26 protein-coding genes are annotated in these 25,347 nt (G+C 72.4%); 11 read left to right on the plus strand and 15 right to left on the minus strand.

Annotated elements, in window-relative coordinates:
* Positions 1-5: 5 nt before the first annotated feature.
* Both ACQP09_RS29230 and ACQP09_RS29235 read right to left on the minus strand, forming a co-directional pair.
* The gene (locus ACQP09_RS29230) at positions 6-1,385 is read right to left on the minus strand and encodes an FAD-dependent oxidoreductase (protein ID WP_433405010.1); all 1,380 of its coding nucleotides are present in this window, start codon (positions 1,383-1,385) and stop codon (positions 6-8) included.
* A gap of 63 nt (positions 1,386-1,448) precedes the next feature.
* Complete coding sequence (locus ACQP09_RS29235; RefSeq protein WP_433405012.1) at positions 1,449-2,438, minus strand: DUF4349 domain-containing protein; 990 nt, start codon at positions 2,436-2,438, stop codon at positions 1,449-1,451.
* A 126-nt stretch (positions 2,439-2,564) separates the two neighbouring features.
* On the opposite strand from ACQP09_RS29235, the gene hemG reads away from it, so the two are divergent.
* Together hemG and hemQ are read left to right on the plus strand one after the other, a co-directional pair.
* Positions 2,565-4,040 carry a protoporphyrinogen oxidase gene (hemG, locus tag ACQP09_RS29240; protein WP_433405015.1) on the plus strand — a complete coding sequence of 492 codons (1,476 nt, stop codon included), beginning with the start codon at positions 2,565-2,567 and terminating at the stop codon, positions 4,038-4,040.
* A 4-nt stretch (positions 4,041-4,044) separates the two neighbouring features.
* Positions 4,045-4,773 carry a hydrogen peroxide-dependent heme synthase gene (gene hemQ, locus ACQP09_RS29245; RefSeq protein WP_433405016.1) on the plus strand — a complete coding sequence of 243 codons (729 nt, stop codon included), beginning with the start codon at positions 4,045-4,047 and terminating at the stop codon, positions 4,771-4,773.
* A 151-nt stretch (positions 4,774-4,924) separates the two neighbouring features.
* Here hemQ and ACQP09_RS29250 read toward each other — a convergent pair whose 3' ends face one another.
* From ACQP09_RS29250 to ACQP09_RS29275, 6 genes are all read right to left on the minus strand, one after another.
* Positions 4,925-6,490 carry an alpha/beta hydrolase gene (locus ACQP09_RS29250; protein WP_433405018.1) on the minus strand — a complete coding sequence of 522 codons (1,566 nt, stop codon included), beginning with the start codon at positions 6,488-6,490 and terminating at the stop codon, positions 4,925-4,927.
* A 118-nt stretch (positions 6,491-6,608) separates the two neighbouring features.
* Positions 6,609-7,661, minus strand: coding sequence for a TIGR04222 domain-containing membrane protein (locus tag ACQP09_RS29255; protein ID WP_433406798.1), 1,053 nt, complete (start codon positions 7,659-7,661; stop codon positions 6,609-6,611).
* Between the two features lie 14 nt (positions 7,662-7,675).
* Positions 7,676-8,992 (minus strand): DUF692 domain-containing protein, encoded by a 1,317-nt coding sequence (locus ACQP09_RS29260; protein WP_433405020.1) that lies wholly within the window; start codon positions 8,990-8,992, stop codon positions 7,676-7,678.
* A gap of 112 nt (positions 8,993-9,104) precedes the next feature.
* Positions 9,105-9,851, minus strand: coding sequence for a DUF4142 domain-containing protein (locus tag ACQP09_RS29265; protein WP_404067600.1), 747 nt, complete (start codon positions 9,849-9,851; stop codon positions 9,105-9,107).
* Positions 9,852-9,987: 136 nt separating this feature from the next.
* Positions 9,988-10,728, minus strand: coding sequence for a haloacid dehalogenase type II (locus ACQP09_RS29270; protein WP_433406799.1), 741 nt, complete (start codon positions 10,726-10,728; stop codon positions 9,988-9,990).
* A gap of 35 nt (positions 10,729-10,763) precedes the next feature.
* Positions 10,764-11,516: a peptidyl-tRNA hydrolase gene (locus tag ACQP09_RS29275; protein WP_433405023.1), complete on the minus strand. Its 753-nt coding sequence runs from the start codon at positions 11,514-11,516 to the stop codon at positions 10,764-10,766.
* A 71-nt stretch (positions 11,517-11,587) separates the two neighbouring features.
* Between ACQP09_RS29275 and ACQP09_RS29280 the strand changes: the two genes are divergently transcribed.
* Both ACQP09_RS29280 and ACQP09_RS29285 read left to right on the plus strand, forming a co-directional pair.
* Positions 11,588-12,262 carry an AIM24 family protein gene (locus tag ACQP09_RS29280; protein ID WP_433405026.1) on the plus strand — a complete coding sequence of 225 codons (675 nt, stop codon included), beginning with the start codon at positions 11,588-11,590 and terminating at the stop codon, positions 12,260-12,262.
* A 26-nt stretch (positions 12,263-12,288) separates the two neighbouring features.
* Positions 12,289-12,471: a hypothetical protein gene (locus ACQP09_RS29285; protein WP_433405029.1), complete on the plus strand. Its 183-nt coding sequence runs from the start codon at positions 12,289-12,291 to the stop codon at positions 12,469-12,471.
* A 15-nt stretch (positions 12,472-12,486) separates the two neighbouring features.
* Here the strand turns inward: ACQP09_RS29285 and ACQP09_RS29290 are convergent, their stop codons facing one another.
* The 5 genes from ACQP09_RS29290 to zapE all read right to left on the minus strand — a co-directional run bounded on the left by ACQP09_RS29290 (position 12,487) and on the right by zapE (position 17,669).
* Positions 12,487-13,458, minus strand: coding sequence for a GNAT family N-acetyltransferase (locus ACQP09_RS29290; RefSeq protein ID WP_433405032.1), 972 nt, complete (start codon positions 13,456-13,458; stop codon positions 12,487-12,489).
* Positions 13,459-13,567: 109 nt separating this feature from the next.
* Positions 13,568-14,398, minus strand: coding sequence for a polysaccharide deacetylase family protein (locus ACQP09_RS29295; protein ID WP_433406800.1), 831 nt, complete (start codon positions 14,396-14,398; stop codon positions 13,568-13,570).
* A 99-nt stretch (positions 14,399-14,497) separates the two neighbouring features.
* Positions 14,498-15,901, minus strand: a complete 1,404-nt coding sequence (locus ACQP09_RS29300; protein ID WP_433405035.1) for an alkaline phosphatase PhoX — start codon at positions 15,899-15,901, stop codon at positions 14,498-14,500.
* A 138-nt stretch (positions 15,902-16,039) separates the two neighbouring features.
* Positions 16,040-16,465: an OsmC family protein gene (locus ACQP09_RS29305; RefSeq protein ID WP_109980071.1), complete on the minus strand. Its 426-nt coding sequence runs from the start codon at positions 16,463-16,465 to the stop codon at positions 16,040-16,042.
* A gap of 109 nt (positions 16,466-16,574) precedes the next feature.
* Positions 16,575-17,669, minus strand: coding sequence for a cell division protein ZapE (zapE, locus tag ACQP09_RS29310; RefSeq protein WP_432150690.1), 1,095 nt, complete (start codon positions 17,667-17,669; stop codon positions 16,575-16,577).
* Positions 17,670-17,706: 37 nt separating this feature from the next.
* On the opposite strand from zapE, the gene ACQP09_RS29315 reads away from it, so the two are divergent.
* From ACQP09_RS29315 to msrB, 4 genes are all read left to right on the plus strand, one after another.
* Positions 17,707-18,495: a pyrimidine reductase family protein gene (locus ACQP09_RS29315; protein ID WP_433405039.1), complete on the plus strand. Its 789-nt coding sequence runs from the start codon at positions 17,707-17,709 to the stop codon at positions 18,493-18,495.
* A 250-nt stretch (positions 18,496-18,745) separates the two neighbouring features.
* Positions 18,746-19,198: an indole-3-glycerol phosphate synthase gene (locus tag ACQP09_RS29320; RefSeq protein ID WP_404067182.1), complete on the plus strand. Its 453-nt coding sequence runs from the start codon at positions 18,746-18,748 to the stop codon at positions 19,196-19,198.
* 77 nt (positions 19,199-19,275) lie between these two features.
* Positions 19,276-20,676: a UDP-N-acetylmuramate--L-alanine ligase gene (murC, locus tag ACQP09_RS29325; protein WP_433405041.1), complete on the plus strand. Its 1,401-nt coding sequence runs from the start codon at positions 19,276-19,278 to the stop codon at positions 20,674-20,676.
* A 50-nt stretch (positions 20,677-20,726) separates the two neighbouring features.
* The gene (msrB, locus tag ACQP09_RS29330) at positions 20,727-21,134 is read left to right on the plus strand and encodes a peptide-methionine (R)-S-oxide reductase MsrB (protein WP_433405044.1); all 408 of its coding nucleotides are present in this window, start codon (positions 20,727-20,729) and stop codon (positions 21,132-21,134) included.
* 150 nt (positions 21,135-21,284) lie between these two features.
* On the opposite strand, the gene ACQP09_RS29335 is transcribed toward msrB, so the two are convergent.
* Both ACQP09_RS29335 and ACQP09_RS29340 read right to left on the minus strand, forming a co-directional pair.
* Positions 21,285-21,431: a hypothetical protein gene (locus ACQP09_RS29335; protein WP_432150695.1), complete on the minus strand. Its 147-nt coding sequence runs from the start codon at positions 21,429-21,431 to the stop codon at positions 21,285-21,287.
* A 90-nt stretch (positions 21,432-21,521) separates the two neighbouring features.
* A complete protein-coding gene (locus tag ACQP09_RS29340; protein ID WP_433405047.1) occupies positions 21,522-21,992 on the minus strand; it encodes a hypothetical protein in 471 nt (156 codons plus the stop codon).
* A gap of 357 nt (positions 21,993-22,349) precedes the next feature.
* On the opposite strand from ACQP09_RS29340, the gene ACQP09_RS29345 reads away from it, so the two are divergent.
* The 3 genes from ACQP09_RS29345 (at position 22,350) to ACQP09_RS29355 (ending at position 25,347) form a co-directional block, all read left to right on the plus strand.
* Positions 22,350-23,105, plus strand: a complete 756-nt coding sequence (locus ACQP09_RS29345) for a DUF3159 domain-containing protein (protein ID WP_433405050.1) — start codon at positions 22,350-22,352, stop codon at positions 23,103-23,105.
* A 75-nt stretch (positions 23,106-23,180) separates the two neighbouring features.
* Complete coding sequence (locus ACQP09_RS29350; protein WP_433405052.1) at positions 23,181-24,566, plus strand: mycothione reductase; 1,386 nt, start codon at positions 23,181-23,183, stop codon at positions 24,564-24,566.
* A 157-nt stretch (positions 24,567-24,723) separates the two neighbouring features.
* Complete coding sequence (locus ACQP09_RS29355) at positions 24,724-25,347, plus strand: hypothetical protein (protein ID WP_433405054.1); 624 nt, start codon at positions 24,724-24,726, stop codon at positions 25,345-25,347.

Consider the following 25,347-nt stretch of genomic DNA (forward strand, 5'->3'; position numbering starts at 1 on the left):
CCTCGTCAGCTTCCCGCGCCCCGCACCGCCGCCACCGTCTTGCGGGCCGCCACCAGCACCGGGTCCCACACCGGTGAGAACGGCGGCGCGTAGCCGAGGTCCAGCGCCGTCATCTGCTCCACCGTCATCCCCGCCGTCAGCGCCACCGCCGCCACGTCCACGCGCTTCGCCGACCCCTCACGGCCGACGATCTGCACGCCGAGCAGCCGGCCCGTACGCAGCTCCGCGATCATCTTCACCGTCATCGGCTTGGCACCCGGGTAGTACCCCGCCCGCTGCGTCGACTCGATCGTCGCCGTGACATAGCGCAGCCCGACGGCCCGGGCGTCCTTCTCCCGCAGCCCGGTCCGGGCGATCTCCAGGTCGCAGACCTTGCTCACCGCCGTACCGACGACGCCCGGGAACGTGCCGTAGCCGCCGCCGACGTTGGAACCGATGACCTGGCCGTGCTTGTTGGCGTGGGTGCCGAGCGCGATGTGGCGGGGGCGGCCCGCCACCAGGTCCAGGACCTCCACGCAGTCGCCGCCCGCCCAGATGTTCTCGTGGCCCACCGCCCGCATCGCCAGGTCGGTGAGGATCCCGCCGTGCGCGCCCACCGTGAGACCCGCCTCCCGGGCCAGCTCCGCCTCCGGCTCGACGCCGATGCCGAGGACCACCACGTCCGCCGGGTAGGTCCGCTCCTCGGTCGCCACCTCACTGACCCGGCCGTCCGGACCCGTGAGGATCTTGGTCACGGAGGCGCCGTTGACCGTGGTGATGCCGAGCCCGTCCATCGCCTCGTGGACCAGCTCGCCCATGTCCGGGTCGAGCGTCGCCATCGGCTGCTTCCCGCGGTTGAGTACGGTCACCTCGAAGCCGCGCTTCAGCATCGCCTCGGCCATCTCGACGCCGATGTACCCCGCGCCCACCACGACCGCCCGCCGGCCGGTGGCATGGTCCAGCGAGTCCAGCAGCGCCTGCCCGTCGCCCAGGGTCTGCACCCCGTGCACGCCCGGCGCGTCGATGCCGGGCAGCTCCGGGCGGACCGGACGGGCCCCGGTGGCGATCACCAGCTTGTCGAACCCCGTCCAGTACGTGTCCCCGCTCTCCCGGTCCACCGCCCGCACCCGCTGCCCGGCCACGTCGATCTCGTTGGCCTCGGTGCGCATCCGCAGATCGATGTCCCGCTCGCGGTGCTCCTCGGGCGTACGGGCGATGAGGTCGTCCCGGTGCTCCACGTCCCCGCTCACCCAGTACGGGATGCCGCACGCGGAGTACGAGGTGAACGAGGAGCGCTCGAACGCGACGATCTCCAGCTCGTCCGGCCCCTTCAGCCTGCGGGCCTGCGACGCGGCGGACATGCCCGCCGCGTCGCCGCCGATGACCACGAGTCGCTCCGCTGCCATGTTCTCCGGGTCCCTTTCGCCGTGCCGGCCGTACCAGCCGTCAGGGAGCCCACGCTACGGCGCTCAGGGGGACGGTGTGGCCTCCGGCTCCGGCTTCGGCGCCTCCGGGACGCCGCGGCCGGTCCGCCGGGCGCGCAGCACCCGCCACGCCACCAGCAGCAGCGCGGCCGTCATCAGGAACGGGGCCGACGCGCCGAGCGCCACCGCGATCCACCGGAACATCGTCACGAACGCGTCCCAGCCGCCGCCCAGCGCGTCCAGGAACCCCGGGTCGTCGTCCTTCCCGCCCTGGCGCGGCGCGTCCGGCTCGCTCAGGTCCAGCGTGATCGTCGCCAGCGTGGTGCGGTCCTTCAGGCTCGACTGCTGGGCCAGCAGCGACTCCAGGTCGGCCTGACGGCTGCTCAGCTCGCCTTCGAGTGTGACGACATCGGTGATCTTCTCCGCCTGGTCCATCAGCTCCCGGACCCGCTTCACGCTCGCGCGCTGCGTGGCGATCCGGCTCTCCACGTCGACGACCTGGTCGGTGACGTCCTTCGCGTTCGAGGAGCGGGAGAGCAGCTTCCCGGCGCCGGCGAGCTTGCCGAGCACGTCCTGGTAGCTGTCCTGCGGCACCCGCAGTACGAGGTGCGAGAACTCGTGTTCGTCGTCGACCCGCTCGGTGGTCTCGGTCGCCACCAGGCCGCCGCTCGCCTCCACCGTGCTCCGCGCGGCGGCGGCCGCCTTCGGCGCGCTCTTCACCTCCACGGAGAGCTCGGCGGTCCGGATGACATGGGTGCCCGCGGCCCCCGGCTTCAGCGCCTTCTGCCGCTCGCCGCCCTTCGCCGCCTCCGGGGCCACGGAGGCCGCCGCGTCGCCCGGGGCGTACTGCTCGCCGACGATGCCCTTCTCCGCGCTCGCCTTGAGGTCGTTCGACCCCGCACCCGCATCGGACGCGCTCTCGTCGGCGGCCCCGCAGCCGCCGACGAGCAGCACCGCGCCGAGAGCGCCGACCGCCAGAGCGGCACGGAGACGGGAGCGGCGGTGGCGGAAGCGGTGATCGGTATCGCTGTTCATAACAGGTCCCCCCAGGACGTGTGTTGATACTGCCGGTTCGACGGGGGCCCTCCCGAACCGGTTTCCGGCCGCGGGTTTCGAAGTGGTCACGGTCAGGAGCCGGCAGGCGTTTGAGAGAGTGGACCCATGCAGCGTTCACATCAGGATGCGGACCCGCCCGCGCGCCATGTCGTCGTCATCGGCGGCGGCATCGCCGGACTGGCCGCCGCCCACCGCTTGGTCGCCACCGGTCTGCGGGTCACGCTCCTGGAGGCGACGGACCGGCTCGGCGGCAAGCTCATGACCGGTGAGGTCGCGGGCGTCCAGGTCGACCTCGGCGCCGAGTCGATGCTGGCCCGCCGCCCCGAGGCGGTCGAGCTGGCCGGTGCGGTCGGCCTCTCCGGCCGCCTCCAGCCGCCCGCCACCGCCACCGCCTCCCTCTGGACCCGCGACGCGCTGCGCCCGATGCCCAAGGGCCACGTCATGGGCGTCCCCGGCGACCCGGCCGCTCTCGAAGACGTACTCACGCCGGAGGGCCTGACCCGGATCGCCGAGGAGCGCGACCTGACCCCGACGCCCGTCGGCGACGACGTGGCGGTCGGCGCGTACGTGGCCGACCGGCTCGGCCGTGAGGTGGTCGACCGACTGGTGGAGCCGCTCCTCGGCGGGGTCTACGCGGGCGACGCGTACCGGATCTCGATGCGGGCCGCCGTACCGCAGCTGTTCGAAGCGGTGAAGGAGGGCGGCCCGCTGCTGGAGGCCGTCCGCCGCATCCAGGAGCGAGCGGCGGCGCGGCAGCAGACCGGGCCTGTCTTCCAGGGCATCGCGGGCGGCATCGGCACCCTGCCGGACGCCGTGGCCGACGCCGTACGGGGCTCAGGCGGCGCGATCCTCACCGAGACCCCGGTCCTCGGCCTGACCCGGACGGACACGGGCTGGGCGGTCCGTACCGACACCGGCGTGATCACCGCCGACGGCATCGTCCTGGCCACCCCGGCCTGGTCCGCCTCCGCCCTGCTCGCCGCCGAGTCCCCGGCCGCCTCCGCCGAGCTGACCGGCGTCGAGTACGCGTCGATGGCCCTGGTCACGATGGCCTTCCGCCGTACCGACATCGCGGCGTACGAGGCCCTGCGCGGCCGCTCCGGCTTCCTCGTACCGCCGGTCGACGGCCGCACCATCAAGGCGTCCACCTTCTCCAGCAACAAGTGGCAGTGGGTGGCCGACGCCGCCCCCGACCTCTTCGTGCTCCGCACCTCGGTGGGCCGGTACGGCGAGGAGGACCACCTGCACCGCGAGGACGGCGAACTCGTCGCCGTATCCCTGCGCGACCTCCAGGCGGCCACCGGACTCACCGCACGCCCCGTCGACACCGAGGTCACCCGCTGGATCGGCGGCCTCCCGCAGTACCCGGTCGGCCACCACACCCGGGTCGCCCGCATCCGCGACGAGGTCGCGAAGCTGCCCGCCCTGCGGGTCTGCGGCGCGGTCTACGACGGCGTCGGCATCCCGGCCTGCATCGCGAGCGCCCGACGCGCGGCGGACGAGATCGCCGGAGAGGTCATGAGCGAGATCATCGCCACGCCGACCCTGGTTCAGGGCACCGGGAGCGAGGCGGGACAATAGCCGTATGAGTGCTCCTGAGACTGTGACATCCAGCAAGAGTCCGAACGCCGGAAAGAAGGCCAAGGACCTCAACGAGGTCATCCGCTACACCCTCTGGTCGGTCTTCAAACTCCGCGACGTGCTCCCGCTGGACCGCGCGGGATACGCCGACGAGGTCCAGGAGCTGTTCGACCAGCTCGCGGCCAAGGACGTCACCGTGCGCGGCACCTACGACCTCTCCGGTCTCCGCGCCGACGCGGACCTCATGATCTGGTGGCACGCGGAGACCTCGGACCAGCTCCAGGACGCGTACAACCTCTTCCGCCGCACCAAGCTCGGCCGCGCTCTGGAGCCGGTCTGGTCGAACATGGCGCTGCACCGGCCCGCCGAGTTCAACAAGTCGCACATCCCGGCGTTCCTCGCCGACGAGAACCCGCGCGACTACATCAGCGTCTACCCGTTCGTACGGTCCTACGACTGGTACCTGCTGCCCGACGAGGACCGCCGCCGCATGCTCGCGGACCACGGCAAGATGGCCCGCGGCTACCCCGACGTCCGCGCCAACACCGTCGCCTCGTTCTCGCTCGGCGACTACGAGTGGATCCTCGCCTTCGAGGCGGACGAGCTGTACCGCATCGTCGACCTGATGCGCCACCTGCGCGCCTCCGAGGCACGGCTCCACGTGCGCGAGGAGATCCCTTTCTACACGGGCCGCAGGAAGGACATCGCAGACCTGGTGGCCGGGCTCGCATAGCCAGCGAGTTCCCGCACCACCCCAACCCGGAAGATCAGAAGACGGGCACCGGGCACCGACCGTGCCGCCCGCCGTTCCAGCGACACCGGGTTCGGCTTGAGGGCCCCGTGGACACGCACCGAGTGCGCGTCCACGGGGCCCGTTCGGCTTCTCAGTCCAGCGAGACCGCGTTCGGCTCCGCGCGCGGCGCGCACTCCGCGTCCCCCGTCGGCACCGCGCCCGTCAGCAGATACCGCCGCAGGTGCTCGTCCACGCAGGCGTTCCCGGCCCCGCCGACGCCATGCGTCCCCGCGTCCCGCTCGGTCACCAGCACCGCGCCGCGCAACCGCCGCTGCAGCTCCAGCGCTCCCTTGTACGGGGTCGCCGCGTCGCGCTCCGCCGCCAGGATCAGCACCGGCGGCAGCTCGCCCCACTCCGTGGAGACGTCCAGCGGCCGCTGCCGGGGCGCGGGCCAGAAGGCGCACGGCAGGTTGGTGAAGGCGTTGTTCCAGGTCTGGAAGGGGGCGACGGTCGCGAGGTCGGTGTGGTCGCGGTCCCAGACCTCCCACTCCTCGGGCCACGGCGCGTCGTTGCACTCGACGGCGGTGTAGACGGCCCGCTCGTTCTCGTCGTCCTTCGCCGTGATCGCGCGCGGCGACATCTGTGTGACCAGCGGTTCCGGGTTGCCCCGGACGTACTCGGAGAGCGCGGTGGCCCGCATCGCCCAGTAGTCGTCGTAGTACCCGGCCTGGAGGAACGCCGCGTGGAACTGCCCCGGCCCCACCTTCCCGCCCGCCGGTTCGGCCGTCAGCGCGGTGCGCACCTTGTCGTAGTGACGCTGTACGGCCTCCGGCGTGGTGCCGAGCCCGTAGACGTCGTCGTGCCGGGCGACCCAGCGCCGGAAGTCCAGCCAGCGCGACTCGAAGGCCAGCGACTGGTCGAGGTTGGAGCGGTACCAGATCTTCTCCGGGTCCGGGTCGACCGCGGAATCGAAGACCATACGGCGTACGCGTGAGGGGAAGAGGGTCGCGTACAAGGAACCGATGTACGTGCCGTACGAGGCGCCCATGAAGGTCAGCCGTTCGTCTCCGAGAGCGGCCCGCAGCACCTCCAGGTCGCGGGCGTTGTTGAGCGAGGTGTAGTGGCCCAGCGCCTCGCCCGCGTTCTTCTCGCACCCTCTCGCGTACGCCCGCGCCTGCGCGACGCGCTTCTCCTTGTACGCGGCGGTGGGGTGGGCGGGGGAGTCGGTGGGGCTCTGCGCGAAGACCGCCGGGTCCTGGCAGGAGAGCGGGGCGGAGGCGCCGACGCCACGCGGGGCGTAGCCGACCATGTCGTACGCCTCCGCGACCTCCTTCCACTCGGACATCTCGCCCATCAGCGGGAAGGTGACGCTGGAGGCGCCGGGCCCGCCCGGGTTGTAGACGAACGAGCCCTGTCGGCCGGCCGCCGGGCCGGTGGCCGTGGTGCGGCTGACGGTGAGCGCGATGGTCCGGCCGTCCGGGCGGGAGTAGTCCAGCGGGACGCGGACGGTGCCGCACTTCAGGTACTCCGGCAGCATCTCCTCCTCCGGGCACGCCCCGAAGGAGATCCCGGCCGCCGCCGCACGGGCCGCCGCCACCGCCGTACCGCGCTCCTCGGCGGAGGCCGGTCCGGGGCCGTCCGAGGCGGTGGCGGGGGCGGCGGTCAGCGCGGACAGCACCAGGGAGCCGATCGTTGCGTACAGCGGTACTGCTCTCACGGCGGGGCCTCTCTGCGGATGCGGAGAGGGGATGGTGAGGGGCGAGGTGGCCGAAGTCCAGGACCGGGCCCGTGTGTTGCGGGAATCGACCCGGTTGCGCCGGCCGTGTGGCGGTGGGTCAGGAGCTGCTGCCGCAGCTGGAGCCGCCCGAACTTCCGCCGCAGCTGGAACCGCCGGAGCTGCCGCCGCAACTCGACCCCGAGCCGCCGCAGCCGGACCCGCCGCCGCAGCCGGATCCGCCGCCGCAGCCGGATCCGCCGCCGCAGCCCGAGCCGCCTCCGCTGGATCCTCCGCAACTGGTGTGACCAGGGCCCGCGTCGGCGCACCAGACCGTCGTCGCGGCGAAACCGGACGCCGCTGCCGTACTGCCGGCGTACGCCGACGACCGGGACCGGGACCGGCGGGTCTGCGCGTGCAGCCGGGCCGCCGCGAGCAGTTGGGCCTGGAGCACGGGGTCCGGCAGCGCGCGCAGACCCTGGGTGGCGACGAGGTGGGGCGCGGTCACCTGGTAGGCGTGGGCGGCCCGGAACGCCTGAGCGGCCCGGCGGCCGGCCCGGGTGATCCGGTGGGCGGCGGCCGCGGCCACCACGAGTCCGCTGATCCCGCCGAGCGCGATCGCGGGCAGCATCTTCAGGACGAACGGGAACGGCATGTCGAACTGCGATTCCAGCGCCATGTACTGGAGGACCGTGGCCAGGACGGAGAGCGGCAGCGCGACGAAGCAGCCGATCCCCTGGGCCAGTCCCCACCGCCGTACGGAACGGCTCGCGGCCGGCGGCACCAGCAGTCCGCGCTCCGCCAGCCCGTCGCCGATCTCCTGCACCGCCGGATGGCGCATGACCGCTTCCCGTACCGCGTGCAGAGCGCCGCTCGGAGCGGCGGAAAGCTCCTGCAGCACGGCGCGTTCCACCGGGTCGTTCGCCTGCGGACGCCGTACGGAGATGATGCCGGGCCCGCCGATCAGCACGCGCCCGTCCGCGTACAGCGCGGTGAGCGCGGTGTCCACGACCCTGGCCGGGCCGCCGCCCAGGAACGCCGCCTCGTGCAGGTCGTGGACGGCGGGCGAGGGGCCGGCGGACGGGCGGCGGGACCGGGAGGCGACCAGCTTCGCGATGAGGAGCGCGATGGAGACGGCGACCGTGAGGGTCAGCAGCAGGGCGAGCGTGTTCATGGCGGTCACGTCCCTCACTTCCCTGCGAGGACGGCACGGGCCGCGCGGACGAGACGGGTGGCCCGGCCCGTCGGCCGCAGCCCCGAGCGGTCCTCCCACCAGTGCGTCAGCCGCCGCTGCGCCACCGGGTCGGCGAGGCCGCCCGAGATCAGGAGCCGCTCCACGAAGTCCAGGGCGTCACGCCGGTAACCGCCGCTCATCGGATGCGACCTGGCGTACGCGACGAAGGCGGCGCGATAGCCGTCGCCCAGGATCTCCGGCAGCTCGGGCGCCACCTTGGCGACGACATCGGCCCGCTTGGCGGCCAGCGCCCGGCTCTGCACCCGCAGCCGCCGGTGGTCGAAGCCCTCGGGCGCCGGCGTGCCCGCGACGAGCGCGGAGAGCAGTGCGGTCTGCGCGACGGCGGTACGGTCGCGGGCTCCGGGAGGTACAGGGACGGCGGGTGCGGCCGTGGCCGTCGTTACGGGGGCGGCGGGAGTGGTCGTGGTCGTCCGGGGCCGTCGTGTGTCACCGGCCTTCCGCAGCGTCGCCCGGATGGTCTCCAGCTCGGCCGCCAGTTCCGCGCCGGGCGGGAAGGCGTCGTCGCGCTCCAGCAGCACGCCCGGCGGGTCGACCCGGGAGCGCAGTTCGGCCAGCACGTCCAGGACCGGGGTGGTCACCGGGTGGGCGTGCGTGTCGTGCCAGACGCCGTCCTTCTCGATCCCGCCGGCCACGTGCACGTACGCGATGGCCTCCACCGGCAGCTCGTCCAGCGCCTTCGCCGGGTCCTGCCCCAGGTTGACGTGGTTGGTGTGCAGGTTGGCCACGTCGATCAGCAGCCGCACCCCGGTCCGCTCGACCAGCTCGGCCAGGAACTGTCCCTCGGTCAGCTCCTCGTCCGGCCAGGAGACCAGCGCCGCGATGTTCTCCAGGGCCAGCGGCACGGGCAGCGAGTCCTGGGCGATCCGCACGTTCTCGCAGAGCACCTCCAGCGCGTCCCAGGTCCGCGGCACCGGCAGCAGGTGGCCCGCCTCCAGCCGCGGAGACGCGGTCAGCGGCCCCCCGGCCCGTACGAACGCGATGTGCTCGGTCACCAGCGGCGTACCGAGCAGCTCGGCGCGCGCCGCCAGACCCGCGAGCCGCTCGGCGTCCGGGCGGTCCGCACCGCCCAGGCCGAGCGAGACGCCGTGCGGTACGACGGTCACGCCCCGCTCCCTCAGCCGCACCAGGGAGTCCGGGAGGTGGTCGGCGCAGAGGTTCTCCGCCACCGCCTCCACCCAGTCGATCCCCGTGAGCGCCTCCACCTCGGCCGCGATCTCCGGCCGCCAGCCGATCCCGATGCCCAGCTTCATGGTGTCCCCCTCCTCCGCTCTGTCCCGGGGTGATGGCCCCGGCGAGCGGCGTCGAACCCGAAGAGGGGGACGTTCAGAGGATGATTTGAGGTTCCGACGCCCGCGCGTCGTTTTACGGCATCGGCGGCATCGTCGGCGGTACCGGGCGCGAGGTGAACGACTGGTCGCCGGTCGGCGTCACCGGCACCGGAGCCAGCGGCACCTGCCCGCCCTGCGGCATCGGCGGGCCGGAGGGGCTGGCCGTGGACCCGCCGGCCGCCTCACGTGCCAGCGCGTCGAAGTCGACGAGGCCGGTGGCCTCCAGCATGGTGATGTGATCCAGCACGGTCTGGTTCGCGTCACTGGCGAGCTGCCGGATCAGGGTGTTGCGGGTGGTGTGCCGGACCTGGCCTATCAGCCCGAAGACCTTGCCGTGCGCGGCCCGCAGGATGTTGGCGAACTTCCGCTCGTACTCGTCGCCGCTCGCCGCCGTCAGCTCCCGCAGCCACTCCTGCTGCTGCTCGGTCGGCTGGTTCGGCAGCTCCACACCGAGCTTGGCGGCCACGTCCCGGGCCCGGCGGTCCAGGTCGGTGTGGCCGACGACCAGATGGTCCCCGGCGGCCTTCGTCGCCTCGCTGGGCGCCCGCTCGATCGCCTGCTGCCCGGCGGGCAGCTCCCACAGCCCGGCGAGGCGCACCTTTACCAGGAAGTCCCGGTCGGTCGCGGAGAGCGGGCCCCACTGGGTGGCGACGCTGGAGGCGTTCAGGTTCGCCTCGCCGGTGCCCGAACGGTCCGCGTAGGACCAGACGGGGAAGGCGAGCGCGCCCACTGTGGCGACCAGCGCCGCGATGATGAGGGCCGTTCCGTTGATGCGTCGCAACAAGGTGTCTCCCGGGACGAGGCGTGACAGCGTCGATCAGGCGTCGGACCACCCCCAACCGACTCGCGGTGCAGGCTACTTGGTGGTAACGCCGGTGGGGCGGTATCGGGAGATACGTCAGCGGGCGCGGAAACATTCAGCCGCGGGCGGACTGATTCCGGCCGGGCGGATCGGCGAGCTGACCGGCGAACGGACCGGCGAGCTGGTCGGCCAGATCGGCCAGGCTCTCGGCGTACAGGTCGAACCGGTCCGACGCCGTGGGCGGGTCACCGACGGGCCGGGCGACATAGGCGGTACGCAGCCCGATCCGCTGCGCCCCGCGCAGGTCCCAGGCGTGGGCGGCGACCATCAGCAGCCGCTCCGGGGGCAGCCCGGAGACGGTGACGGCCAGCCGGTAGACCTCCGGGTCCGGCTTGTAGGCCCGGGCGTCCTCGGCGGAGAGGGCCTGGTGCCAGCGCAGTCCGGCATGGGCGTTGAGACCGAGCAGCGCGGTCCGGCTCGCGTTGGAGAGACCGAGGAGCGGAAACCGCTCGGCGAGCCGGGCGAGACCGGCCACGGTGTCGGGCCACGGCGGAAGCCGGCGGGCCGACCCGGCCAGCGCCGCCACGGCGGCCGGATCAGCGACCCCGGCCGCCTCGGCGACGAGCGCGGCGGCCTCCCGGTCGAGCGCGTCACTGGCGAGGTAGGGCCGGTTCCCGTCGAGGATGCGGCGCTGCTCACGTTCGATGTGCCGTTGCCACAGCAGCAGGAGCCGCTCGGTCCCGGCCTCGTCGAGCGACGGGTCGAGCCGGCGGATGCCGGCGCGGAGCCCGGCGGGTTCATCGACGAGCGTGCCGAGGACGTCGAAGACGAGGGCGTCGATCTCCACTGCTGCCATGGCCGGGGTCTCCTGCTCTCCGAGGCGGTCGGCGCTCACCGGCGGGTGCGTACGCCCGGGAGCGGGCGGAACCGCAGCCCGCCCTCCGCCACGACCGTAGGCCCGGGAGCGATCTCGGTGAACCCCGCGTCGCGCACCACCGGCAGGCCGCTCGACGTCAGCTCACGCCACCGCTCCGGGGTCGCGGTGGCCACGGAGAGCGGGAACCCGGCCTCGCGCCACGCCTTGCGCTCGGTGTCGGACAGCTCCCACCAGGCGAGCTGGGCGCCATGGCCGACCTGGGCCATCGTCTTGCCCGCCGACATCTCCACCTCCGGGTTGAGCCAGAGCACCGGGGCCTCGGGGTCCGGGGCGACGGGCGGCTCGGGGTCGTCCAGGTCGGTGCCGGAGACCTGGAGCTTGGCCAGCTCCTTGGGCCAGCCGTCGAGCGGGATCGGCGGGTACACCCGTACCTCCGCGCTGTCGCCCGTCACCGTGATCCCGGGCAGCGCGGCCGCCTTGCGCCACTCCGCGCCGCGCGCCCGGCGCACCACCTTGCGGATCCGGGCATCCTCCCAGTCCCGCATCGCCCCGGCCCACTCGCCCTCGCCGGTGGACCGCTCGTCGGCCAGGATCGTGAGCACCGCGCGGGCGGCGGTGCGCAGGGCGTCGGTCCGGGCGGGCGGGTCGGTCTTCTCCAGGTGCACCACGAGCGGAAGCACGTACTGCGGGGCCTCGTCCCGGTCGGTCGGACCATGGTGGAAGGGGCTCGGGGAGAGGGGGTTCTGGGAGGTGTCGTCGCTGCTCACCGTCCCAGTCTGCCAGGCGATCCGCGTCACCTTCTTGGCTTAACAGGCGGGCCCGGGTGAGGATGCTCGGCATGAAGAGCGACCTCTTTTCCAGCGAGCACCTGGCCCAGCAGGCCACCGCCCCCGGCATGACCCTGCAGAACTCCAAGTCGATCAAGTACGCCGTCAACGGGGAGATGCACGCCCGCCAGGGCTCGATGATCGCCTTCCGCGGCAACCTCCAGTTCGAGCGCAAGGGCCAGGGCATCGGCGGCATGCTCAAGCGCGCGGTCACCGGCGAGGGCCTCGCGCTCATGGCCGTACGCGGTCAGGGCGAGGCGTGGTTCGCGCACGAGGCCGCCAACTGCTTCATCGTGGAGATGGACCAGGGCGACCAGCTCACCATCAACGGCCGCAACGTCCTCTGCTTCGACGCCACCCTCGCGTACGAGATCAAGACGGTGAAGGGCGCCGGGATGGTCGGCGGCGGCCTCTTCAACAGCGTCTTCTCCGGCTACGGCAAGATCGGCCTGATGTGCGAGGGCACGCCGATCGTGATCCCGGTGACGGCCGCCCAGCCGGTGTACGTCGACACGGACGCGGTCGTCGGCTGGAGCCAGCACCTCACGACCACCCTGCACCGCTCGCAGAGCGTCGGCTCGATGGTGCGCGGCGGCTCCGGCGAGGCCGTGCAGCTGATGCTCCAGGGAGAGGGCTTCGTCATCGTCCGCCCGAGCGAGGCCAGGCCCGAGCGGACGGCCAACTGACAGCCCGGTTACGTACGCTCATGGCCATGGAAGACGCCGCGTACTGCGCAACCCCCGCACCCGCGACCACCGAGGCGGACGCGGGTCCGCCGTTCGCGGAGTGCGTGCTGTGCCGCGAACCCACCGAGCACCCGGAGTCCACCAGGGGCGCGACGCTCTGCCCGGTCTGCACCTGGCAGGAGGCGGCGCGCTCGGCCTGCTCGGGCTGAGCGTGCTGTTCGGGCTCAGGGCTTCGCGGGGGCGTCGTCCCAGGCCAGGAAGGACATCCGCCAGCCGGCAGGGGTGCGCAGGAACTGCGTGGTCTTGTGGCCGCCGCCTTCGAACCACTCGCCTCGGTGGTAACCGGACTTGCGGTACTCGCTGAACCGGTGGGCGACCGACCCGAAGACCTCGGTGCGCTCGGCCACCTCCCACTCGGAGAACTCCGTCAGGGTCCCGTCGGTGAGCATCTTCCGGCGTGGGGCGATGAACCCGTCGAGGTCGTAGATCACAGGTTCATCGCCGACGTTCGCGATGATCCGGCCCTCCGGTACGAAGACGTCACGGATGGCGTCGAGATCCGGCCGCCTGTTGCCGGTGTTGGTGAAGGCGCCCACGAACACGCCCATCAGCCGGTCGAGTTCGGCGCGGACGGCGGCCTCGGACCCGTCACCGGTGGTCGGCCACTCCTCGGCGAGGACCGACCACACCTCGATGTCCCACCGTCGGCCCCGGTGGACGGCGTGCCGCCGCAGCACACCGTCGCGGCTCATGCCCAGCCGGCGGGCGACCGCGATGCTGCGGGCGTTGCCCGAGGAGGCCCGCCATTCGACCCGGCTCATCCCGCGCTCCGCGAAGGCCCAGTCGATCAGCGCCCGGCAGGCCCGCGTGACCAGCCCCTGTCCTTCTCCCGCAGGCTCCAGCCAGCAGCCGACCTCGCACACGCCGGAGGCGGCGTCGAAGCGGCTGAACATGACGCCGCCGACCAGCGTGCCCTCCAGCCAGATGCCGTAGATCCGCCCGCCGTCCGCGGCCCACCGGTCGGCGTAGCCCTGGAGTGTGGCCGTGGCAGAGGCGAGGTCGGTGCTGAGGGAGGCCCAGGGGATCCACGGATCGACGGTGGGCCGGGCCCGGTCGATATGAGCCAGGAACTCCGGTGCCTGCCAGGGCTCCAGGGTGCGGAGCTGAGCACGGTCGCCGAGCGGCAGGGTGAACATGAGGCCTCGTTCTCCAGGGTTCGTGACGGGTGTCCGGTACGTCAGCCAGCAGCATGCCGCCCGCACCTGGAGACCGTGAAGCCCGCTGTCCTGACGCGGAGGACATCGGTCAGCCCTCCATCAGCTCCGACACCTTCACGAACCGGTAGCCCCGCTTCCGCAGCTCCGGAACGATGGTGCCGATCGCCTCCGCGGTGACCGGCGCCGCGCTGCGCGTGCAGTGCAGCACCACCAGCGACCCCGGCCGCACCCCGTCCAGCACCTGCGCGGCCACCGCCCCCGCGTCCGTGGCGAACGCGTCGCCGCTCACCACGTCCCACTGCACCGCCGTCACGTCCGCCGGGGTCAGCGCGCGCAGGGCCGCGTCGTCGTAGCAGCCGCCGGGGAAGCGGAAGTACGGCACCACGTTCCGCACACCGGCCTCGCGGAACGCCGAGAAGGCGCGCTCCACATCGCGGGCCATGGCGTCCTTCGCGACCACCGGCAGCCCGTAGCAGTCGGCGGTGAAGGCGTGGTGGCTGTACGAGTGGTTGGCGACCTCGAACAGGTCGTCCATGCCGATCCCCTTCGCCTGCGTCGGGTACTCCTCCGCCCAGCGCCCGGTCATGAACACGGTCGACGGCACCTTCAGCCGCCGCAGCAGCGCGATCAGCTCCGGGTTGTCGAAGCGCTCGCCCGCCTTCGCCCGAGGGCCCTGATCGGCCGTCATGTCCGCGTCGAAGGTGAGCGCCACGACCTTCTCCGCCGCGCCTCCGGCCGTCGGCCGCCGCTCGAAGACCGGCGTGCGTCCGGCCGGGCCCGGGGCCATCGTGGGCGGCTTCTTCGGGGGCGGGGGTGAGGAGGCAGGTGACGTGGCGGTCGGTGTGGGGGAGGAGGTGGGTGCGGAGGCGGCTCCCCCGCACCCGGTCAAGGCGCCACCGATCAGCACCCCCGCGACCATCAGGACAGCCGTCTTCCGTTTCCGCGCAGTAGTGATCACTCACGGAAAATATCCGACAATCTGCCCTTAGGGTTTATATGGCACTCCGGTGTCGCCCCCTCACCGCCACGCCCCCGTCACCGCGAACGTCGTCCCCGGCGTGTAGCAGTTCACATACATCGTCGAGCCGTCCGGCGAGAACGCGACCCCCGCGAACTCACCCCACTCCGGCTCCTCCGGCGTCCCGATGTTCTGCCGTCCGCGCGCCATCGTGTAGACCTCGCCCCGCCGCGTCACGCCCAGCACGTGCTGCGCGCCGCCGCCGTCCTCGCAGACCATCAGTCCGCCGTCGGCCGCCAGGCAGATGTTGTCCGGGGACTCGCCGGGCAGCTGGATGTCGGTGTCCGGGCCGAAGACCACGACCAGGGTGAGCCGGCGCTTCTTCGGCTCGTACCGCCAGACCTGGCCGTAGTGGTCGCCCGCCGAGCCCTCGTCGCTGCGGGCGAAGCTGGAGACGAAGTAGACGGACGAGCCGCCCCAGTAGCAGCCCTCCAGCTTCTGCGCGTGCGTGATGCCCTTGCGGCCGAAGTCCTGGAGCCGGATCGGCGTCTCCGCCGCCAGCGGATCCGGTACGGGCACCCACTCGACCCGGTCGAAGCTCGCCCCGGTCTCCTGGACCGCCGAGAGGTCCGGCAGCCCCGGCACCCGCATCGCCTCCAGCGCCCCGCCCGCCCGCAGCGAACCGGTGCCGCCGAGCGGCTTCTCCGGGAGGAAGCGGTAGAAGAGGCCGAACGGCTTGTCGAACGCGTCCTCCGTCTCGTACACGATCCCGCTCTTCGGGTCGACCGCGATCGCCTCGTGCTGGAAGCGGCCCATCGCGGTCAGCGGCACGGCTCCGGTGCGGCGCGGGTCGGCGCCGTCCACCTCGAAGATGAAGCCGTGGTCCTTGGTGTACCCGTTGGTCCCCGCCTTGTCCTCGGTCTCCTCGCAGGTCAGCCAGGTGCGCCAAGGCGTCGGCCCGCCCGCGCAGTTCACCGCCGTACCGGCGATGGCGACCCGTTCGCCGAGCACCTTGTTCCGGCCGTCCAGCTCCAGGGACGTACAGCCGCCCTTGGCCGCCGGGTCGTAGGTGAGTCCCGCGACCGTCGGGACGCCGATCTTCGCCGTGTGCCGGTTCTCGTGGTTGCGGACCAGGTGGATCCGGCCGTGGCGGCCCGCGAGGGCGGTCATGCCGTCGTGGTTGCTCGGCACCTGGCCCTCGCCGGAGCGCAGCGGGTCGCCCTCCCGGGACAGCACCCGGTAGCGGAAACCTTTCGGCAGGTCGAGCAGGCCGTCCGGGTCGGGGACGAGGGGGCCGTAGCCGTCGTGGCCGCGGGCGGCTGCCGTGCCCGCGAAGAGTTCGGAGAAGGCCCCGGTGAAGGCGATCGTGGCCGCTGCGCCGCTGCCGGCCAGGACCTGTCGTCGTGTCGCGGTGTGCCGGGGTTCGGTCGCTGCGGTCGCTGTGTTCCGGTTCTCGGAGGACATGAGGCAACTCCCTGTTGGCGGACAGGTGATGTGACCCGCATGTGTGTAGCACGCACAGAGGCGCGGGGGAACTATGCGCGCCCCCGCGCCTCGTGGTGCTGCTGGGACGGCCCACCGAGCGGGCCGTGGTGTGGCAGGTCAGGCCAGCGAGGCCGACAGCGTGATCGTCGTACCCGTCAGCGCCTGGCTGACCGGGCAGTTCGCCTTGGCGTCCTCGGCGGCCTTCACGAAGGCGTCCTCGTCGAGGCCGGGAACCTCGCCCACGACGGTGAGGTGGATGCCGGTGATGCCCGTACCGGGCTGGAAGGTCACCTCGGCCTTGGTCTCCAGCCGGGTCGACGGGGTGCCGGCCCCGGCGAGTCCGTGCGACAGCGCCATCGAGAAGCAGCTGGAGTGCGCGGCCGCGATCAGCTCCTCCGGGCTGGTCTTGCCGTTCGCCGCCTCCGAGCGGGCCGGCCAGGAGACGGGGTACTCACCGATGCCGGAGGAGTCGAGGGTGACGACCCCCTTGCCGTCGAGCAGGTTGCCTTCCCAGTTCGTGTGGGCCTGACGCGTGGTAGCCATGCTGGATCCCTTCAAACGGTGTACGCGGTGGTACGGGAGCCGTACGCGGTGGTACGCGAACGGAGTTACGGGCACGCCGCCGCACGGGCACCCGGTGTCACCCCCGAACCTACTGCGCCACCAGGCCCTTCGCGTCACGTGCCAGTGCTGTCAGCCGCGAGATCGCGCGGAAGTATTTCTTCCGGTACCCGCCGTTCAGCATCTCGTCGCTGAACAGCTGGTCGAACGGCAGTCCGGAGGCGAGCACCGGCACCTCGCGGTCGTACAACCGGTCCGCCAGCACCACCAGCCGCAGCGCCGTCGACTGGTCCGGCACCGCCGTCACCCCGGTCAGGCAGACCGCGCCCAGCTCGTCGGTCAGCGCCCCGTACCGGCTCGGGTGCACCTTCGCCAGGTGTTCGAGCAGCCCCGGGAAGTCGTCCAGCGACGCGCCCGGCGTGGCGTACGCGGCGCGGGTCACCTGCTCGTCGCTGTACGGCGGCGGGGCCTCGGGCAGTCCGCGGTGCCGGTAGTCCTCACCGTCGATGCGCAGCGGGCGGAAGTGCGCGGACAGGCCCTGGATCTCGCGCAGGAAGTCGGCGGCGGCGAACCGGCCCTCACCGAGCTTGCCCGGCAGCGTGTTCGAGGTCGCGGCCAGCGCCACGCCGTGCTCCACCAGCCGGCTGAGCAGCGAGGAGACCAGCACGGTGTCGCCCGGGTCGTCGAGCTCGAACTCGTCGATGCAGAGCAGCCGGTGCCCGCTCAGCGTCCGCACGGTCTGCTGGAAACCCAGCGCGCCGACCAGGTTCGTCAGCTCCACGAACGTGCCGAACGCCTTCAGCGACGGCTCGGCGGGCGTGGCGTGCCAGAGGGAGGCGAGCAGGTGGGTCTTGCCGACGCCGTACCCGCCGTCCAGATACACCCCGCGCGGCCCGGCCGGCGCGGCCGGCTTCTTGCTCCCGAACCACTTGCGGCGCCCGGAACCCGTCGCGTGCGACCCGCCGAGCCCGGCCGCGAAGCCGGACAGCACGGTCACGGCCTCGCTCTGGCTGGGCTGGTTCGGGTCGGGTACGTAGGTGTCGAAGCGCACCGAATCGAAGCGCGGCGGCGGCACCATCTCCGCGACCAGACGGTCGGCGGGGACGTGCGGCTCGCGGGCGCACAGGGACAGCGGGGCCGTTTCGGCAAGGGGGCTCTGCCCCGGAAACGCGGTGGAGGACGACACAACTCTCCACCCTAAGGCCCGTGCCAGACTGCAACCCATGCGAAGCCTGTTCCCTGTGACGGACCTGACAACAACGGCCGCCTCCACCGACCCCTCCGGGCTGCTGACGGACCGCGAGTGGAGCTTCGACGAGCTGGCCGAGGCGTACGCGTACCCCACGACGGGTGCCTCCTGGCTGCGCGCCAACATGGTCTCCACGCTCGACGGCGCCGCCCAGCACGAAGGCCGCTCGCAGCCCATCTCCTGCGCCGCCGACATGCGGATCTTCGGCACCCTGAGGGCCCTGGCCGATGTGGTGATCGCCGGAGCCGAGACCGTACGTCTGGAGGGGTACCGTCCGGCCCGCGCCCGGGAGGCGTTCGCGGCGCGGCGGGCGGCGGCCGGGCAGGGGCCCGCCCCGGCCGTCGCGGTGGTGAGCGGTTCGCTGGACCTGGACTTCGCGCTGCCGCTGTTCACCGAGCCGCTGGTCCCGACCCTCGTGGTGACCGGCGCCGCCGCTCCGGCCGACCGGATCGCCGCGGCCCGGAAGGCGGGCGCGGAGGTGGTGGTCGCGGGCGAGGGCACCCGGGTGGACCCGGCGCGGGCGGTGCGCGAGCTGGCGAACCGGGGGCTGCGGCGGCAGCTGACGGAGGGCGGGCCCCGGCTGCTCGGCCAGTTCGTGGCGGCGGGTGCGCTGGACGAGCTCTGTCTGACGCTCTCCCCGATGCTCACGGCCGGGGACGCGCAGCGGATCGCCGGAGGTCCCGGGGTCGCCGTGCCGGAACGTTTCGCCTTGGCGTCGCTGCTGGAGGAGGACGGGTTCCTCTTCGGCCGCTACCGACGGTAAGGAGCCGGACCGCCCGGCTCGCTACCGACGGTAAGGAGCCCGGTGACCGGCGGAGGCGCGCCGGGTCACCAGTGCGGGGACACTTAGCGGAATTACCCGTTCCGGTTAGCTTCGGCTGGGCACACTTACCTCTGCAGTCCCCGTGGCATCACGGGGAAGGATGGTTTCAGCAAACGACCGCCGACGGCCGAGCCGGCTGTCGGCGAGACGCAGAAGCGGAAGGGCGCCTGTCGTGTTCACAAGCGTTTTGATGATCGAGAAGCCGCTCACTCCCGAGGACGTGGACTTCGTCACCACCCTCCACGGCGAGGAGCGGATCTCGTTCGTCGTTCTGTTGCAGCCGCGCGGCGACCAGGCCGATGTCCTGCTGCGCGCGATCGACGACGTGGCGATGGGGGAGCTCAAGGAAGCCGTCCGCGAGGGCGAGGAACCGGAGGGCAAGGAGGCCCGCGAACCCGCCGAGATCGGCCTGGAGTACTCGCTACGGGCGCTGCGCGAGGCGGGCGCCGAGGCGGTCGGACAGGTGATCGAGGACCACCCCCTGGACAAGCTGAAGACCGTCGTCGAGGACGCGGGCGCCGACGAGGTCATCGTCCTGACCGCCCCGCACTACGTGGAGGAGTTCTTCCACCGCGACTGGGCCTCCCGTGCCCGGCACAAGGTCGGCGTCCCGGTGCTCAAGCTCTTCGCGCACAGCGAATAGGCTGAAGCCCGCGCGGCCCCCGGAGGCAAGCCGGGACCGCGTCGCCACGGCCAGACCACGAGCACGGAGGACCACAGATGGCACCCGGCATTCCCGCCGCCATGGAACGACCGCACTTCATCGGCATCGGCGGCGCCGGAATGTCGGGCATCGCGAAGATCCTCGCCCAGCGCGGCGCGAAGGTGGCGGGCAGCGACGCCAAGGAGTCCGCCACCGCCGAGTCGCTGCGGGCGCTGGGCGCGACCGTGCACATCGGGCACGCGGCCGGGCACCTGGCCGACGACGCCTCCTGCGTGGTCGTCTCCAGCGCCATCCGCGCCGACAACCCGGAGCTGCTCCGGGCGAACGAGCTGGCCATCCCGGTGGTCCACCGCTCCGACGCGCTGGCCTCCCTGATGAACGGCCTGCGCGCCATCGCGGTCGCCGGTACGCACGGCAAGACGACCACCACGTCGATGCTGGCCGTCGCCCTCTCCTCGCTGAGCCTGGCCCCCTCGTACGCCATCGGCGGCGACCTGGAGGGCCCCGGCACCAACGCCACGCACGGCGAAGGCGACATCTTCGTCGCGGAGGCGGACGAGAGCGACCGCAGCTTCCAGAAGTACGACCCCGAGGTCGCGATCGTCCTCAATGTGGAGCTGGACCACCACGCGAACTACGCCTCGATGGACGAGATCTACGACTCCTTCGAGACCTTCGTCGGCAAGGTCGTCCCCGGCGGCACCCTGGTCATCTCCGCCGACCAGCCCGGCGCGGTCGAGCTGACCCGCCGGGTCCGGGACCTCGCCGACCTCAAGGTCGTCACGTACGGCTCCGCCGAGGACGCCGACGTACGCGTCCACAAGGTCACCCCGCGCGGTCTGACCAGCGAGGTCACCGTCCTGCTGAACGGCAGGTTCCTCACCTTCACCGTCTCCGTCCCCGGCGCCCACTACGCCCACAACGCGGTCGCCGCCCTCGCCGCCGGGGTCGCCCTCGGCATCCCCGCGCACAACCTCGCCTCGGCCCTCGGCTCGTACACCGGGGTCAAGCGCCGCCTCCAGCTCAAGGGCGAGGCGGCGGGCGTGCAGGTCATCGACTCGTACGCGCACCACCCCACCGAGATGACCGCCGACCTGGAGGCCATGCGCGGCGCCGCCGCCGACGCCCGCATCCTGGTCGTCTTCCAGCCGCACCTGTTCTCCCGTACGCAGGAGCTGGGTACGGAGATGGGCCAGGCCCTCGCGCTGGCCGACGCCTCCGTGGTCCTGGACATCTACCCGGCCCGCGAGGACCCGATCCCGGGCATCACCAGCGCCCTGATCATCGACGCGGCGAAGGCGGCGGGCGCCGAGGTCACCGCTGTCCACGACCAGGCGGACGTTCCCGCCGCCGTCGCGGGAATGGCCAAGCCCGGTGATCTCGTTCTCACCATGGGAGCGGGCGATGTCACCGACCTCGGCCCGCGCATCCTGGACCACCTGTCGAGCGACCGGTAGCCGGCCGGCCACCGGGCGAACGACGACTTTGCCGAGCTGAGGAGCGAGCCGTGCCGTACGACGTCGAGAAGCCGGACGAGCAGTGGCGGGCGGAGCTGTCCCCCGCCGAGTACCAGGTCCTGCGCCAGGCCGGCACCGAACCCGCCTTCCGCGGTGAGTACACCGACACCAAGACGGCGGGCGTCTACTCCTGCCGCGCCTGCGGGGCGGAGCTGTTCCGCTCCGACGCCAAGTTCGAGTCGCACTGCGGCTGGCCGTCCTTCTACGACCCCAAGGACACGGACGCGGTCGAACTGATCGAGGACCGCGCCCACGGCATGGTCCGCACCGAGGTGCGCTGCGCCCGCTGCGGCTCGCACCTGGGCCATGTCTTCGAGGGCGAGGGCTACCCGACCCCGACGGACCAGCGCTACTGCATCAACTCGATCTCGCTGACCCTGGCGCCGGACGAGAGCTGAGCCGGCACCGGTCCAGAGCTGAGCGGGCACCGGACGAGAGCTGAGCCGGACGCCGACGGAACGTGAAGATGCCCGCACGGGGAGACCCGTGCGGGCATCTTCTGCGTACGCCTCCCGACACCGCTCCGGCCGTCCGCCGAAGCGCCGCCGTCACCGGCGTCCGCGCAACCGTCCGAACAGGCTGCGGGCCTGGGCGCGCTTACGGGGGTCAGCCGCGGCGCGGCGGGCCGAGTCGATGGTTCTCCGGCCCTGGGGGCTGCGGGTGAACTGGGTGATGCGGGCGATCAGGCGGGACATGGTTCCTCCTCGGGGCGGGCCTGCCTCTCGCCTACCCCGTAAACGGCCGACCGCACGCCCACGGTGACGGGGTGTTCACCGAGGGGCGCCTCACCGCTGCTGGGAGTCCTCGGCCGCCTCCGAGCGCAGCAGCGGGTGGATGACCCCGGGGAAGACGGTCGCCTGCACGACCTCCTCGGCCGACCCGCCCTGCACGACCGTCTCCGCCACACCCCAGGGCCGCCCGGCCAGGTGGATGGTGAGGGTGTACGAGGAGGAGCAGCCGGTGCACTCGTAGCGGTCGGCCCAGGTCTCGACCTCGGTGATGGAGCCCGGGTAGCGCTTCACATGGCGGTGGCGGGCGTGGCAGTGGTCGCAGGTCTCACCGGGCTCGCAGGTCCCGCCGCAGGGACACGGCACGTCGAAGCTGTCGGCGGGGGTCCAGCGCTGCACGAGGACGGCGTCGCGGGTGGCGGCGGTGTCCTTCATGGCCTTGAGGTTGCGGGCGGCGACGTTGTACGACTCGCCGGTGGCGGCCATCCGGTCGCGGATGACGTCCTTGCGTCCACGGTTGGTCGTCATGCGGCTCCTCCTGGGTTCACGCAGCCCGCCAGGAGGCCCATGAGAGACATCGGTACGTCTTTACCGTACCTGTCCGGTATCGGTACGAGGACCGGGCGGCCCGGCGGCCGGCCGCGACTCCGGAGCCCGCAGGACCGAGGGGTGCGCGTCCCGTCCCGTCCGGCCGCCCGAAACGGGACCGATCCGGGCCTCGGCGGCGGCGATCCGGAGCGTCACCGTGCCTGACCGGGCGCCTGCCGGGGCATCGGCCGACCTGGTCCGGTCTTTTCGACATGGTGACCGGCTTTGGGGACAGCAGGTGGTCCAGAGCGAAGCACGTCCCACGTCCTTTCGTCCCCCGTCCGAAAGAAGGTCACCGTGGCGATCAATCAGACGCAGCAGCAGTTGGACGACGGGCGGCCGGTCCCGGACCCCACAGAGGGGCGGTCCGCGACCGACCCCCGTGACCCGGCCGAGACCGGGCTGCCGGGGCAGCCGGAGCGCGCCCCGCGACCGCGGGCGACCGCCCTGGAGCAGGCCGGTGGAGTCCGTGGCGTGATCTACTCCGCGCTGCCCGTCCTCGCCTTCGTCATCGGCAACGCCATCGGCGGACTCACGACGGCGATCATCGCCGCTCTCGCCCTCGCCGTGGTGATCGCCGCCGAGCGGCTGATCCGCAAGGAGTCGGTCATGCCCGCCGTCGGCGGGGTCTTCGGGGTGGCCATCGCCGCCGGGATCTCCTGGTGGACCGGGTCGGCCAAGGACTACTTCCTCATCGGGATCTGGTCGAACCTGGCCCTCGCGCTGATCTTCGGTCTCTCCGTCCTCGCGGGCCGACCGCTGGCGGGCGTGCTGTGGTTCTCGCTGCGGGGCAAGAGTTCGACCTGGCGGGACGACCGGCGTGCGCGCCGCTACTTCGGCGTCGCGACGATCGTGCTCACGGCCATCTTCGCCGCCCGCTTCGCCGTCCAGCAGTACCTGTACCAGGCCGACGAGGTCGGTTCGCTGGGCACCGCGAAGATCGTCATGGGGTATCCGCTGCTGGCCGTGGGCGTGCTGGCCGTCGCCTGGGCCGCCCGCGCCGCCTCGCGCCGGTCCCCCGAGGCCGGCGAGGCCGCCTCGCGGCGGCCCTAGTGCGCGTGTCCGGCGGGAGGGGCGTATATCCGGTGGGAGAGGTGTATGTCCTGCTGAAGCGGTTACCTTCCCGCCATGCGACGACACGACCTGATCGTTCTGGGCGGCGGTACCGGCAACGCACTCATCGACGACCGCTTCGCCGGCCTCGACATCGCCTTGGTCTCCGCCGGACCCTTCGGCGGCACCTGTCTGAACGCGGGCTGCATCCCGAGCAAGATGCTCGCCGCCACGGCCGATGTGGCGGACTCGGTCCGGGAGTCGGAACGCCACGACATCGACGCCGAACTGCGCGGCGTCCGCTGGCGGGACATCCGCAGCAGGGTCTTCGGCCGGCTCGACGCGGCGGCCGAGGAGGGTGAGAAGGGCCGTCGCGACTCCGAGCACATCACGGTCTACCGGGGCACGGCACGCTTCACGGGCGCGCGTCGGCTCACGGTGGAGACCGACGACGGGCCCGTGGAGATCGAGGCGGAACGGATCGTGATCGCCGCGGGCGGGCGGCCCGTCGTTCCTCCGGTGGTCGCCGACTCCGGGCTGCCGTACGAGACGTCCGACACGGTCATGCGGCTGGACGAGGTGCCACGGCGCCTCGTCGTGCTCGGCGGCGGATACATCGCCGCTGAGCTCTCCCATGTCTTCCACTCCCTCGGCAGCCGGGTCACCGTCATCGAGCAGGCGGACCGGCTGCTGGCGCAGCAGCAGGACGAGCTGGTCTCCCGGACCTTCACCGACCTCGTGCGCGACCAGTGGGACCTGCGGCTCGGGCGTGAGCTGACCGAGGTCTCCGGCAGGCCCGGCGATCTCCGCCTCACCCTGGACGACGGCACCGAACTGACCGCCGACACCTTGCTGGTGGCCGTGGGCCGCCGGCCGAACAGTGACCGGCTGGGTGTGGCCGCGGCAGGTGTCGAGACCGGTGACGGCGGACGGATCACCGTGGACGAGCACCTGCGCACGACCGCCGACGGGGTCTGGGCCCTCGGCGACATCTCCACGCAGGTCCCGCTCAAGCACGTCGCCAACCGTGAGGCGGAGATCGTCGCCCACAACCTGCTCCACCCCGACGACCGGCGGACCATGAACTACGACGCGGTGCCGTCGGCCATCTTCACGCGCCCGCAGATCGCCCAGGTCGGACTGACCGAGCAGGAGGCCCGCGAGCAGGGTCTCGACTACGCGGTCGCGGTCCACCGGTACGCGGATGTGGCCTACGGCTGGGCGCTGGAGGAGACCGACGGGTTCTGCAAGGTGCTGGCCGACCGGCGCACCGGGCGCCTGCTGGGCGGACACATCCTCGGGCCGCAGGCGGCCACCCTGGTGCAGCCGCTGGTCATCGCGCTGACCAGCGGCATGACCGTACGAGAGCTGTCCGAGCAGCCCCTGTGGATCCACCCCGCCCTCACCGAGGTCGTCGAGAACGCGCTGAAGGACCTGGACCTGGAGCCCGAACGGAAGTGAGGCGAAGAGGTACGGGGCGGCCGCCCGGGTACCCGAACGGTGTGCTCGGGGACGGGCGCCCATCTGGCACGGAACCCACGCCTGGGCGCAATCCCCGTGAAATACTTGTGAGTTACGGGCGCGAGCGGATGCTTCGCGCCGGGAGGGGGCGGGTTTCGTGGCGGACGGCAGCGAAGCGGTTGCGGGGGAGCGGGGGGCTTCGGGCGGTCAGCTCGTGTTCCGGGTCGAGGTCAGTGGTACGCACCGGCGGCGGGAGGATCTCGCGGCGCTGCACCAGTGGCTGGAGGACGCCCCGATCCTGACGGAGGCCCGGGACGAGGGCGGGCTCGACGTGAGCCTGGTGGACTCACGACGTCAGAGCCCCTCCATGGGCGGCGAGTTGGTGCAGGACATCCTGCTCGTCGTCACCGCCGAGGTGGCCCGGTCGGTGATCGAGAACGTCTGGCGGGCGGTCCTCGCCTGGCACCGCAACCGGCGCAGGCTGGCGAACGCCGAAGAGCTTCCCCGGGTCACGCTCGACGCGGACGACGGCGACGGCGACCCCACACTCCGACGGGACACCGGAACGGGTGCCGGTGCCCGGGACGAACCCGGCACCGGCGAGACGGAGCGTCGCCCGGCGGATGAGGCGGAGGGGCCGGACACAGACGGTTCGAACACGGACGGGCGGGACGCGGACGGGCGGGACGCGGACGGGCGGCATGCAGACGGGCCGAACACGGACGGGCCGAACACGGACGGGCCGAACACGGACGGACGGGACGCGGACGGGCGGGGCTAG

The organism is Streptomyces sp. CA-146814, assembly GCF_050942385.1.
Taxonomy (GTDB): domain Bacteria; phylum Actinomycetota; class Actinomycetes; order Streptomycetales; family Streptomycetaceae; genus Streptomyces.